General features: G+C 30.4%; 8 protein-coding genes. 2 read left to right on the top strand and 6 right to left on the bottom strand.

The window, feature by feature from the left end; translation table 11 throughout:
* The 5 genes from GFJ99_RS09710 to GFJ99_RS09690 all read right to left on the bottom strand — a co-directional run bounded on the left by GFJ99_RS09710 (position 1) and on the right by GFJ99_RS09690 (position 7,363).
* On the bottom strand, positions 1–726 hold the full coding sequence (locus tag GFJ99_RS09710; RefSeq protein WP_008257488.1) for a TIGR00730 family Rossman fold protein: 726 nt from the start codon (positions 724–726) through the stop codon (positions 1–3).
* A gap of 89 nt (positions 727–815) precedes the next feature.
* Positions 816–3,650, bottom strand: coding sequence for an excinuclease ABC subunit UvrA (gene uvrA, locus GFJ99_RS09705; RefSeq protein ID WP_153208538.1), 2,835 nt, complete (start codon positions 3,648–3,650; stop codon positions 816–818).
* Positions 3,651–3,732: 82 nt separating this feature from the next.
* Entirely contained in the window at positions 3,733–4,695 is a 963-nt protein-coding gene (locus GFJ99_RS09700; protein WP_153208537.1) for a Fic family protein, read from the bottom strand.
* A gap of 204 nt (positions 4,696–4,899) precedes the next feature.
* Entirely contained in the window at positions 4,900–6,717 is a 1,818-nt protein-coding gene (locus GFJ99_RS09695) for a chloride channel protein (protein ID WP_153208536.1), read from the bottom strand.
* A gap of 52 nt (positions 6,718–6,769) precedes the next feature.
* Positions 6,770–7,363, bottom strand: coding sequence for an ACP phosphodiesterase (locus GFJ99_RS09690; RefSeq protein WP_153208535.1), 594 nt, complete (start codon positions 7,361–7,363; stop codon positions 6,770–6,772).
* A gap of 191 nt (positions 7,364–7,554) precedes the next feature.
* On the opposite strand from GFJ99_RS09690, the gene glmM reads away from it, so the two are divergent.
* Positions 7,555–8,952: a phosphoglucosamine mutase gene (gene glmM / locus GFJ99_RS09685; protein WP_153208534.1), complete on the top strand. Its 1,398-nt coding sequence runs from the start codon at positions 7,555–7,557 to the stop codon at positions 8,950–8,952.
* Between the two features lie 35 nt (positions 8,953–8,987).
* Here the strand turns inward: glmM and GFJ99_RS09680 are convergent, their stop codons facing one another.
* Positions 8,988–10,991, bottom strand: coding sequence for an endonuclease (locus GFJ99_RS09680; RefSeq protein ID WP_153208533.1), 2,004 nt, complete (start codon positions 10,989–10,991; stop codon positions 8,988–8,990).
* Positions 10,992–11,226: 235 nt separating this feature from the next.
* Here GFJ99_RS09680 and GFJ99_RS09675 point away from each other — a divergent pair, with 235 nt between their 5' ends.
* Complete coding sequence (locus GFJ99_RS09675) at positions 11,227–13,974, top strand: aminopeptidase (protein ID WP_238990095.1); 2,748 nt, start codon at positions 11,227–11,229, stop codon at positions 13,972–13,974.
* Positions 13,975–13,999 lie beyond the last annotated feature (25 nt).

Raw genomic sequence — 13,999 nt, 5'->3', positions numbered from 1 at the left:
TTAGAAGTTAGGTGATAAATTGTATTTTTTGTAGAAGTTATCTAAAGCATCTAACACCTCATCTTCGGTATCTACAATTTGAATTAAATTTAAATCATCTGGATTGGCATTTTTCATTTTGTCAATCATAACGGTTTTAATCCAATCTAATAATCCAGACCAAAATTCTGAACCTACTAAAATAATAGGAAATTTTCCAATTTTCTTAGTCTGAATCAATGTTACCGCTTCGAATAACTCGTCTAATGTTCCAAAACCTCCTGGCATAACCACGAAACCTTGCGAATATTTTACAAACATTACTTTTCTTACGAAGAAGTAATCGAAATTTAAGTTTTTATCTTTATCGATATACGGATTAAAGTGTTGCTCAAAAGGCAATTCGATATTTAAACCTACCGAAATTCCGCCTCCATAATGCGCTCCTTTGTTACCAGCTTCCATGATTCCAGGACCACCACCCGTAATTACACCATAACCAGCTTTACTGATTTTAAAAGCGATTTTTTCTGCTAATAAATAGTTTTTATCTTCTGGTTTTGTTCTTGCCGAACCAAAAATAGAGACACAAGGACCTATTCTTCCCATTGATTCATAACCATTTACAAACTCAGACATAATTTTAAAAATTGCCCAAGAATCATTTGAACGTATTTCGTTCCATGTTTTTTGTTTGAATTTCTCTTGAATTCTGTGATCTTCGTTTTCGTATTGATCTGCTGCCATAATAATTTAAGTTAATTTGTTTATAAACAAACTATTAGGTTATTTTAATTACATTTTTAGCAGTGTTGTTGTGTGTAGTAATTAGATTGCTAAGATAATTCTTTTTTCAAAAACTGTGCAGTATAACTCTTTTTATTTTTTACAATTTCCTCTGGAGTTCCTTTAGCAACAACTTCTCCCCCACCTTTTCCACCTTCATACCCAATGTCAATTACATAGTCTGCTAATTTAACAACATCTAAATTATGCTCTATAATTAAAACCGTGTTTCCTTTTTCAACCAATACATTAATTACATCCATTAAAACTCGAATGTCTTCAAAATGCAATCCAGTTGTAGGCTCATCTAAAATATAAAATGTATTTCCTGTATCCTTTTTAGATAATTCGGTTGCCAATTTAATTCGTTGGGCTTCTCCACCAGAAAGCGTTGTACTTTGTTGTCCTAATGTAATATAACCTAATCCAACATCTTGAATCGTTTTTACTTTTCGATAGATTTTCGGAATATTTTCAAAGAATTCAACCGCTTCATCTACTGTCATATTCAATACATCAGAAATAGACTTTCCTTTGTAGCGAATTTCCAATGTTTCTCTGTTGAAACGTTTTCCCATGCAGGTTTCGCATTCCACATAAACATCAGGTAAAAAGCTCATTTCTATCGTTCTCACACCTGAACCTTCACAGGTTTCACAACGACCTCCTTTTACATTAAAACTAAATCTTCCTGGTTTATAACCACGAATCATCGCTTCTGGTGTTTGTGTGTATAAACTTCTAATTTCTGAAAACACATCCGTATAAGTCGCTGGATTTGAACGCGGTGTTCTTCCAATCGGACTTTGGTCAATGTCGATTACTTTGTCAATATGCTCTAAACCTTCAATTTTTTTATAAGGTTGTGGTTTCTTTACCGCATTGAAAAAATGCGTATTTAATATCGGATACAAGGTTTCGTTAATCAATGTTGATTTTCCACTTCCCGAAACACCGGTTACACAGACTAATTTCCCTAACGGAATTTCGATGGAAACATTTTTTAAATTATTTCCTGTAGCACCTGATAATTTAATTGACTTTCCGTTGCCTTCTCTACGCGTTTTTGGCACTTCAATCTTCATTTTACCGTTTAAATATTGTGCGGTAATCGTATCTTCTTTCAATAATTCTTTTGGTGTTCCTTTACTAATGATTTGACCTCCAAAACGGCCTGCTTTCGGACCAATATCAATCACATAATCAGCACGTTCAATCATATCTTTATCATGTTCTACCACGATTACGGAATTCCCGATATCGCGTAAACTTTCTAAAGATTTAATCAATCTTTCATTGTCTCTTTGGTGCAAACCAATACTTGGTTCATCTAAAATATACAAAACACCAACTAATTGCGAACCAATTTGTGTGGCCAATCGAATACGTTGTGCTTCACCACCCGAAAGCGATTTTGAACTACGATTAAGTGATAAATAATTCAAACCAACATCTAACAAAAATTGTAATCGTGCTGTAATTTCTTTAACAACCTCGACTGCGATAACTTTTTGTTTTTCAGATAAATGATTATCTAAATCAGCAAACCATTCCGATAATTCGGCAATATCCATTTGCACTAATTCGCCAATATTTTTTCCGTTTAATTTGAAATACAATGATTCTTTTCTTAAACGTGTTCCTTTACATTCTGGACATTCATTTTCGTCCATAAATTCTTTTGCCCAACGTTTAATACTTGCCGAATCAGAATTATCGTATTGGTTTTTAATGAAGTTTGAAATTCCTTCAAAATCAATTTTATAATCTTTAGTAATCCCCATAACCTTTGATACGACTGAGAATTTTTCATTTCCGCCATACAAAATCATATTCATTGCATCTTGCGGAATATCGGCAATAGCATCGGTTATTTTGAAATCATATTTTTGTGCAATAATTTCCAATTGCTTAAAAATCCAAGAACTTTTATATTCGCCCAAAGGTGCAAAACCACCATTTTTAATTGATGATTTCGGATTTGGGATGATTTTTTGAAGATTGATTTCATTCACAGTTCCTAATCCGTTACAACTAGAACAAGCTCCTTTTGGCGAATTGAATGAAAAATTATTAGGTTCTGGATTTGGATATGAAATTCCGGAAGAAGGACACATTAAATTACGACTATAAAAGCGTACTTCCTGGCTTTCTTGTTCAATTACCATCATGACATCATCACCATGATACATAGCTGTTTTGATGCTTTCCGATAAACGTTTATTTGTATCTTCTTCAGTATCAATAGCCATTCTATCAATAACAATTTCAATATCGTGGGTTTTATATCGATCGACTTTCATGCCAAATTCTAAATCACGAATTTGACCATTTACTCGAACTTTTAAGAAACCTTGTTTAGCGATTTGCTCAAATAATTCGCGATAATGTCCTTTACGAGAACGAACAACTGGCGCCAAAATGTTAATGCGTTTTCCATTAAAATCTTCAACAATTAACTGCTTTATTTGATCATCAGAATATGAAACCATTTTTTCGCCCGAATTGTAGCTAAAAGCATCTGCTCCTCTAGCATACAATAACCTTAAAAAGTCGTATATTTCTGTGATTGTTCCCACAGTAGAACGAGGCGATTTACTTGTGGTTTTTTGCTCAATAGCAATCACAGGTGAAAGTCCGTCGATTTTATCCACATCAGGACGCTCTAAACCGCCAAGAAATTGACGTGCATAAGCAGAGAACGTTTCGATGTATCTTCGCTGACCTTCAGCATAGATTGTATCAAATGCTAAAGACGATTTTCCGGAACCCGATAAACCTGTAATAACCACCAGTTTCTCACGCGGAATAGATACATCAATATTTTTAAGATTATGGGCTCTGGCACCAATAATTTCGATAGTTTCTTCAGTTGTGTGTTGCATAATTTTTGGCAAAACGCAAAGATACTGATTTCAAACTGATTTTTATAGTAGACAACTGTGAAGAAAATAAAAAAAGAAAGTGTTATAGCAAACGCTTTCTCTGTCTATTATTGATGTAATCATTAATTGCTTTTTTTGTGGTAACCCAATTTCTACCTTCTTTATAGGCATCAATTTTTCCTTGACGCGCTAATAGACTAACGTATTCTTGACTGTAAGGTGAATTAGGTTCACTAACGATATTTGCTATCGACTGATAATCTTCATCATTTTCGCTAGGAATAGAAGTTAGATAAATATTAACCGTTCTTTCTAAAGCTTGACACATTAATAACGTTAATTTTTGATAATTACCATTATTAGCCTGATTTAATGCATCATAATATTTTTTTCTATCGTTTTTTAAGATGATGGCTGGCGGAAAACCTTTTCGCATGAGTAATAAATTCATAGCTAAACGAACCGTTCTTCCATTTCCATCAAAAAAAGGATGAATCCAAACTAATTTATGATGAAAAATAGTTGCCAACTCAATATCATTTAATTGTAAAGGATTTTCATTTACAAATAGAATTAATTCATCTAACAAGTCAGAAACTTTATTTGCATTAGGCGGCATAAAATTAGATCCAGTAATTCTTACACCAGCATTTCTAATTCTCCCTGCAAAATCATCTTCAATAGTTCGCAATACTAAACCATGGAGTGATAAAATATCAATACTTCTTAAAACATAATCATCATTAATAATTTGATATAAATAATTAATTGCATGTTCGTGATTTTTTGCTTCAAAGTGTTCTCGCAACGATTTTCCTTTAACAGTAATGCCATCTTGAAGTACCATTTGTGTTTCTCGAAGTGAAAGTGTATTACCTTCAATACTATTAGAATTATAGGTCCATTCTATAGAAAGTGACTCTTTAATTTTTGAAATAGCGGAATATGGAAGTGGTCTATTTTGATTAAGCACAGCTAGTTTATCATACAATCTATCGAAAGTTGATTGAAATTCTTCTCGGTAAGATAAATCGATATTCCACATATTTATTTATTTTATGACACAAAGATATTAATATCGTTTGTATTAAAAAAACATATTATCCGATATTAAGGTTTTTTACATTCGAAATTAGATATAAGATGTTATATTTTTAATAAATATCTGATTTCTTTAATATGTGTTCAGAAAAATTGTTTTGAGATTTTAATTTTGAAATTGTTATTGAGATTGATTTTGCAATTGAAATTACTCAATAATCATTGATTTCAATCGGTGTCTGTATTTTTCTAGTACCAATTGTTTATTGATAAAACCTAAGAAAAAACCATCTTTTAAAACTGGTAACACTTTACATTCAGACGAATCAAATTTATCCATTATGGTTTCTAGAGTTTCATCATAAAAAATTATTTCTTTTGGCTGTTGCATTATTTCTTCTACAGCAGTATATTTTACTTTGAACTGAGAAAACACTATGGGACGAATTTCATCTAATAAAACAAGTCCTAACAAACTATTTTTATCATCTAAAACCGGAAAAATATCAGCATCAGATTGTTGAATTTTTTCTACTAATTCTTCCAAATCAGGTTGTAAAGTTATCGCCTTAAAATCTATATGAATTAGTTTTGACACATCTATAGAATTTAAAATATTTGTATCTCTATTATCTGTAAAAACTTCGCCTTTATCTGCCAAATTTTTAATATCAAATGAATGAGGTTCAAATCGTTTAGATATTGCAAAACTTACAGAAGAAACAATCATTAAAGGAATCATTAAATTATAGCCTCCAGTAATTTCAGCAATTAAGAAAATAGCCGTTAAAGGAGCATGAAACAATCCGCTCAAAATACCAGCCATTCCTACTAAAGTAAAATTCCCAACTGGAAGTTTTGTAACACCAATTAAATTTAAAAAAGAAGCCATAGAAAATCCCAAGTAAGAACCTACAAAAAGAGATGGTGCAAAATTACCTCCATTACCTCCTGCTCCTAATGTTAAACTCGTTGCATAAACTTTAATTAGCATTGTTAAACTAACAAAAATGAGCAAAATCCATGATGAATCTTGAAAGCGCTCAAAAACAGTATTTTGAACTAATTCTCTGGATTGATTATCTGCCAAAAACTTAATACTTTCATACCCTTCTCCAAACAATGATGGAAAAAAGAAAATTAAAACCCCTAAAATACCAGCTCCAAATAAAGCTTTATTAATATAATTAAATTTTAATTTTGAGAAATAATGTTCAACCTTTCTAAAAGTTCTTGCGTAATTAATAGATACAAATCCACTTAAAACACCCAATAAAATATAATATGGTAAATTATGAAAATCAAAAAATTGAACTTTTTTAAACGAAAATAAAATATTTTCATTCAAAACAACAGTAGAAATTAAGGCTCCAGTTGCAGCACTAATCATAATTGGAATAAAAGCTGTAATACTAATTTCTGCTAAAACAACTTCTACTGCAAACAAAACTCCAGCAATTGGAGCATTAAAAGCAGCACCTATTCCGGCAGCAACACCACAAGCTAATAAAAGTGTTCTATCTTTATAACTTAATCTGTAATTTTGTGCATAGTTACTCCCAAAAGCAGCACCTGTAATGGTAATTGGAGATTCTAACCCGGCACTTCCACCCATTCCTACAGTAAACGAACTTGTTATAATTTGTGCAAACATTTGTTTACGAGGCATAATTCCGCGTTTTTTTGCCACCGAATACATAATTTGAGAAGTTCCTTTTTCAATAGAATCATCTAAAACTTTTTTTACAATGATTACCGTAATAATAATTCCAATTATAGGAAGCGTACTATTACTATATGGAAGATGTAAAATATCATCTAATTTTTGAGACGATTTAAAAACCCAATGTGCAAATGTTTTTAAAACAATAACGGCTAATGCGGAAGAAATTCCGACTAAAACACAAGATACATATATAAATTGTCGCGGCGTTAAAAGCGATTTTAAAAGGAAAATAAACCGCTCTAAACGTCTAAAAGATCTATATAAAAACGTTTTTAAAGAAAATGATTTATTTCTTGGCATTTAATATGAGTTAAAATGCGAATTTAGTCATTTCTAATTAGAACAAAAAAGTTTACAAACTATTTAATTCATTTAATCTTAATTGGCAAGAAATTATTAATTCCTCAAAAAACACAAAAAACTCCGATTCAAATTCTAAATAAAACTCTTGTAACTCTACAATTGCTTCTTGCATATTTACTCTATGTTTAGTTTTATAATCCATTTGAAATAATATCATTTTCATTCCTTCAATTGTGGCATAACTTACAAACCAATTTCTAGCAATCATATAAGGCATCATGGCAATTATTCTATCCGTTAGAATGTTTCTATTCGTTTCTAATAATCTATAAAAACCATCGGCATATTTTTCTAATTTCTCATCTGAATAATTACTCCAGTTTTTAGCCAAAAAATGATCGTACAAAATATCCATAATAACCCCAGAATAATGTCCGTATTTTTCGTGTAACCGATGTTTACTTTTTCTGTAAATTGGATGGAAATCAGTAAAACTATCAATATGTCGATGTAACAAAATACCTTTTTTTAGTTCTGGCGCAAAATTTTCATAGTCATTACCTTTTATACTATCTGCCATGAAATTACCAATTTTTAATAAATCGTTATTTCCTGACAAGTAAACATGAGCGAGATAATTCATACTAAAATTAGATTTGAAATTTAGAGTTTAATGGCTTAAAAATGGTTTTAATTTTTTTTTGGTAAAAATTCAATAGTAAATATATAAAAATCTTTCCGATTTTTATCGAAATCCAATTGCTAACTTTTATATTTGTAGGACAAATTATATTAATACTAAACTTTAAACTCATAACTTTTAAAAATAATTAAATGACATTAATAAAATCTATATCAGGAATTCGAGGCACCATTGGTGGAGCAGTTGGAGATAATTTAACTCCCGTTGACGCCGTAAAATTTGCCTCAGCTTATGGTTCATTTTTAAAAATAAGACACGCTTCCAAAACGAACGAGCGTTTAAAAGTAGTTATAGGCAGAGATGCGCGAATTTCTGGACCAATGATTCATAATTTAGTTATGAATACACTGGTAGGATTAGGAATTGATGTAATTGATTTAGGACTATCTACAACACCAACAGTAGAAATTGCTGTTCCTTTAGAACAAGCAGATGGTGGAATCATTTTAACTGCATCTCACAATCCAAAACAATGGAATGCGCTTAAATTATTAAACGAAAAAGGTGAATTTTTAAGTGGAAAAGAAGGCGAATTAATTTTAGAAATTGCCGAAAATGAAGCATTTGATTTTTCTGATGTTGATAATTTAGGAGAAGTTATTGAAAACAACGCTTACATGGATATTCATATTGATGAAGTGTTAGAATTACCTTTGGTTGATGCTGATTTGGTTAAAACTAAGAAATTTAAAGTGGTTGTTGATGGAGTAAATTCATCTGGAGGAATTATAATTCCTAATTTGTTAGAACAAATGGGAGTTGAAGTAGTAAAATTGTACTGTGAACCAAATGGCCATTTTCCTCATAATCCAGAACCGTTAAAAGAGCATTTAGGAGATATTTGTAAATTGGTTATTGAAGAAAAAGCCGATTTTGGAATTGTAGTAGATCCTGACGTAGATAGATTAGCTTTTATTTCAAACGATGGTGAAATGTTTGGAGAAGAATATACTTTAGTAGCTGTTGCCGATTACGTTTTATCGAAAACACCTGGAAATACAGTTTCAAATATGTCGTCTTCTAGAGCATTGCGCGATATTACCGAAAAACATGGAGGAACCTACCAAGCAAGTGCTGTGGGAGAAGTAAATGTGGTAGAATTAATGAAGAAAACAAATGCTATAATTGGCGGTGAAGGAAATGGCGGAATTATTTATCCATCATCGCATTATGGAAGAGATAGCATGGTGGGAGTTGCTTTATTTTTAACTTATTTAGCTAATCAAGATAAAACGGTTGCCGAAATAAGAGCTTCATATCCACAATATTACATGAGTAAAAATAAAATTGAGTTAACCCCTCAAATAGATGTAGATAATGTTTTAGCTACGTTAACCGAAAAATACAAATCGGAAAACATTACGACTATTGACGGAGTAAAAATAGATTTTCCTAAAGAATGGGTACATTTGAGAAAATCAAATACAGAACCTATTATCAGAATTTATACTGAAGCACCAACACAATCAGAAGCAGATGTTTTAGCCGAAAGATTTGTTAAGGAACTTAAAGAAATTGCAGGTATTTAAAATAGAAAAAGGTCAGATTTTAATCTGACCTTTTTCTATTTAACAATAATCTTTTTAGTTGTAGACTCAGTCCCATTAGTTACTTTAACTAAATACATTCCTACATTTAAATCTAAATCAATTTTTATTTCACCTTCAAAATCTAGGCGTTGTAACAATTGACCTGTAACGGTGTAAATTTCAATTTTCGAACTTCCTTCTAAACCAGAAACTATCAAATAGTCAGAAGCTGGATTTGGATAAACCGCTACTCTATTTTCAATTAGGCTTTGAGTGGACAAAGTAACAGACCAAGGTTGTCCGTAGTTTGCTCCAAATATATAATCAGACAAATTAGGATAATCTATAAATGGATTTCTGTTCATTTGCCACGTATAAATATAATTGTTACGATTCATTTCAAAATCATCTTTCGGATCTGAAGTATTCCATGTTAATAAAGTCGCTAAGTCACCAATATTCCCAGATGCAGTTGTTGTACTAGGTAAATACTCACTTGGATCTCCATTTACAACATTTAACCCATCAAAACGAACAGCCATGTAAAACAAAGCTCTTGCAACATCTCCACACCATGAACCTTGGGTTCCTGAAGGTCCATTGTAAACAGTAGAAGAAGCAACTGTTCCATAATTTTTATTGTTTCTAGAAGAGTTTTCCTGCCCACTTACTGCTCTAATATGATGTGCATCTGAAACACCATCTATAGTTGTTGCAGCACTTGTAGGTAACCAAACATTTATACCATCTGCTGTATCTCCATTAGCCACATCAAATCCTCCTCTTGATTGACAAAAAATATGTTCTCTATTCCATTTACCCACAATACTACTTGTATTTTGTTGGTCTAATTTAGAAAAAGGCTGCTCGGTATAAATACACCAAACCTGATTATTATTGTTTGGGTTTCTATCAGAAGATCTTAAAATTTCCCATATATCGGCATAACTATGTAATCTAACAACACCCGGATCTGCAATAATATTCTGCAATTCTTGTTTTAATGCTGCACCAGATAAACCTTCGAGAGAATCATAATATCCTAAAGGAATAGTTGGAGTTACAACATTATAGGTAGGATTTAAAGGAGTTCCCCATGGGTCTGTTGCAAAGTTAGCATCATAAACTCTGTAAACAATGTTATCATTATTAGCTACATAACCAAAAGGAAGTGTTTGAAATATAAATTTCATTTCTTCATCACCTTCATCTAAACCGTCATCAATTAAAATTATTCCGGTTTGTGTTGTAGTTTGACCAACTGGAATTGAGACCGTTAAACCTCCTGAAAAATCAGACATTGTAAAACTTCCATTAATTAATGTAAAATTCATTATCAACGTTTCATTTTGCACGGGCTCACTCGTTGTTAAAATAAAGTTAAAACTATTTCCTTCAGACAAAATAGACTGAGAAGTTGTTACTGAAATATAATTCAACACTACACCACTCCCATCATTATTAGCTCTAGGAGTAGGTAATTTTACTTCATAAGAACCATCGTTTTTACGTTGAATAGAATGTGTTGTTACGCTTGAAATAGCATTTTCATTTGTACAAACAGTAATTCCAAGAGTGGTCATCATGGCAGCTGGTTGTGTATTTGCATTTGAATAAGCCAAAGCGTCAATTAAGTTTGTTGATGTCGCTAATGTGTTCAATGGAAAATCTGTTGCATTTCCTGAATATATTGCCACAACATCTGGACCATTTTGAATAGTTGCATTAGGAAAAACGCCCATTGGAGATGGCACTAATTGATTATTACCAAAAACTGCAATACCATTTATATCAGTAGAATATCCATCTAAATCAAAAGCATAATAACTTAAACTTCCTGAATATGGAGCAGAACTTCCTCCATTATAAAACACCAAAACATAACCATCCAAAGGAAAATTTGGTGAAGCAGATTTCAATTCAACAAATTCTAATTGATCTGTACCTGGCGTATCCGCATCTATCTCATTAATAACAATTTGAGAGTAAATTGAAATTCCTAATAAAAGAAATATTAGAGTAAGTATTTTTTTAGACATAAAAAACTATTTTACTCAAAATTACGAATATTAAGTTGAAACTAAATTCAATTAAGTATATACTTTCAAAATTTAAGTTTTATTTAAGTTTATTTTTATTTTTTTTCAGTCATTTAAAGCAACTTTTTACTTAATTTGTCATCTAACAATAAAACCAATAAATCAATTGAAATTTTTAATTAAAATAGTTTTTTTAGTATTTCCCCTTTTGATTTTTTCTCAGCATTCTTCAAAAATGTCTGTTAAGATTAATATTGAAGAAAAGATACTATTGGTAGATCAAGTTTTAACCTACAACAATACAAGCAATGATACTTTAAAATATATTATTTTAAACGATTGGAATAATGCTTTTTCATCAAAATCGTCCGCTTTAGCAAAACGATTTTCTGATGAATACATAAGAGCCTTTCATTTAGCATCAGAAAAAGAAAGAGGTTTTACCGATGTTAAAAACATGATTGATACCGATTTAAAACCTGTTAAATGGAGTCGCCCTGATGGAAATATTGATCTAATAAAGGTTGAATTAAACGAACCTATTTTGCCTTGTACAAAACAAACTTTTACCTTTGTTTATGTAGTAAAAATTCCGGATTCAAAGTTTACAAAATATGGTTATGACAATAATGGTAGAATCATTTTAAAAAATTGGTATTTAAATCCTTCACGATTTGAACACAAGCAGTTTATTAAATTAAGTAATGAAAATATTGACGATATTCCAAATGCTTTTTCAGATTTTGATATTGAATTTGAATTACCTTCCAATTATTCATTATCTAGTAATTTACATGAAACCAACAATTTAAGTTCTTCAAATACAAAAATAATCACATTAAAAGCAGACAACAAACCAGAAGCTACATTAACAATTGAACCAAAAAACACTTATCAAAACTATAAAAATGAAATTATTGAAGTAAGCTGTGGAATAGAAGATAATAGAGTAAATGATATTGATAAAGCTGTTATTTTTGATAAAATAAGTCGTTTTACCGCTACAAAATTAGGATTACCTTTTTCTACTAAAATAATATTAACTCAAGAAGATTATTCGAGACAACCTTTTTATGGGTTAAATCAACTTCCCAGTTTTTTAAGTCCATTTTCTGATAATTTAATTTATGAGTTAAAATTTCTAAAAACCTATTTAAATAATTATTTAAAAGAAAATTTAAACTTGAATCAAAGAAGTGATTATTGGATTTATGATGGAATTCAAATGTTCATCATGATGCAATATGTAGATGAATATTATCCTGACTTAAAAATGACAGGAAACATTGCTAGTTTAAAAATATTAAAATCATATCACTTCATCAATTTAAGTTTTAATGAACAATACAGCTATTTATATATGCTAATGGCACGTAAAAACTTAGATCAAGCACTTAACGAGCCAAAGAATAGGTTAATAAAATTTAACGAACAAATTGCAAGTAAATACAGAGCGGGTTTAAGTTTAAAATATTTAGACAGTTATTTAGAAAACAATATTGTTCATAACAGTATTAAAGAATTTATTCAGGAAAATCAATATTTTGGAACCAATTCGCGTCAATTTGAAACCGTTTTATTAAAAAATAGTCCAAAAGACATCAATTGGTTTTTTAGAACCGTTATAGAGTCAAGAGATTTAATTGATTACAAATTTGGAAAAGTAACTAAAACTAATGATTCTATTTCAGTAAATATCATAAATAGAACAAATACTAATGTTCCCATTTCTTTATATCAATTAAAAGACAACCAAGTTATTAATAAAATTTGGGTGACCAACATTAAAACAGATTCTACATTTGTAATTCCAAGATTAGGAGCAGATAAACTAACATTGAATTACAACAATGAAGTGCCAGAATACAACTTAAGAAATAACTGGAAATCATTAAAAGGATTTTTCTTTAACAATCGTCCTATAAAATTTAATTTTATGAGAGATTTAGAAGAACCTTATTATAATCAAATTTTTTATGTACCTGAAGTAGAATTCAATGCATATGATGGAATTGCTGTAGGAATTAAGTTAAGTAATCGTTCTGTTTTAAATAAGCCTTTTACATTTAGCGCAACTCCTATGTTTTCTTCTAATACAGGAAAATTTGTTGGAAAAGCATCTTTTGTTGTAGAAGATAACATAAGAGATGAAGGAAAATTATATCGCATTAAATATATTATCAGAGGAAGTCAGTTTCATTATGCACAAGATGCAACTTATACCGATTTTGTTCCTACTGTTCAGTTTTTATTTCGAGACAAAAATTTAAGAACAAATAAAAATGAATTTATTCAATTAAGACAAGTATATATTAATAGAGAAGCTTCACCATTTGTTACTGAAAACACTCAAAATTATAACATTTTTAATGCAAAATATGGCAATTTCCAATCTGAAGGTACAAAACACTTTTCAATTTTAAACGATTTACAATTATCCAATTCATTTGGAAAAGTAGCAACAGAGCTTCATTACAGAAAATTGTTTGAAAATAATAGACAAATTAGTTTCCGCTTTTATGCCGGAGCTTTTATGTATAATAGTACAAATACCGATTTTTTTAGTTTTGGTTTAGATAGACCAAACGATTATATGTTTGATTATAATTTATTGGGAAGAAGTGAAACTACAGGAATTTATAGTCAGCAATATGTTTATGGAGAAGGCGGATTTAAGTCTAAATTAGACACAAGATTTGCTAATCAATGGATTACAACTGTAAATGGAACATTTAATATTTGGAATTGGGTTCAAATCTATGGCGATGTTGGAATGTTAAAAAACAAATTTCACAATCCAAAATTTGTTTATGATTCAGGATTACATTTAAACTTGGTTCCAGATTATTTCGAGCTATTTTTACCAGTATATTCTTCAAACGGATTCTCTTTAAACGATCCTAATTATGGCCAGCAAATTCGATTTGTAGTTACTTTAAGTCCAAAAACATTAATTTCATTATTTACAAGAAAATGGCTTTAATAGTTTTTTATCTATTTAAATAAGA

It is taken from the genome of Flavobacterium sp. LMO6, assembly GCF_009495795.1.
GTDB lineage: Bacteria > Bacteroidota > Bacteroidia > Flavobacteriales > Flavobacteriaceae > Flavobacterium.
The sequence above is the reverse complement of the archived record's forward strand: the minus strand, read 5'-3'. Positions and strand labels throughout refer to the sequence as shown.

Bases quoted from the DNA above. Each gene is read 5' to 3' on its own strand.
- GFJ99_RS09710 (WP_008257488.1), bottom strand. From the start codon at position 726: ATGGCAGCAGATCAATACGAAAACGAAGATCACAGAATTCAAGAGAAA.
- uvrA (WP_153208538.1), bottom strand. From the start codon at position 3,650: ATGCAACACACAACTGAAGAAACTATCGAAATTATTGGTGCCAGAGCC.
- GFJ99_RS09690 (WP_153208535.1), bottom strand. From the start codon at position 7,363: ATGAATTATCTCGCTCATGTTTACTTGTCAGGAAATAACGATTTATTA.
- GFJ99_RS09680 (WP_153208533.1), bottom strand. From the start codon at position 10,991: ATGTCTAAAAAAATACTTACTCTAATATTTCTTTTATTAGGAATTTCA.
- GFJ99_RS09695 (WP_153208536.1), bottom strand. From the start codon at position 6,717: ATGCCAAGAAATAAATCATTTTCTTTAAAAACGTTTTTATATAGATCT.
- GFJ99_RS09700 (WP_153208537.1), bottom strand. From the start codon at position 4,695: ATGTGGAATATCGATTTATCTTACCGAGAAGAATTTCAATCAACTTTC.
- glmM (WP_153208534.1), top strand. From the start codon at position 7,555: ATGACATTAATAAAATCTATATCAGGAATTCGAGGCACCATTGGTGGA.
- GFJ99_RS09675 (WP_238990095.1), top strand. From the start codon at position 11,227: ATGTCTGTTAAGATTAATATTGAAGAAAAGATACTATTGGTAGATCAA.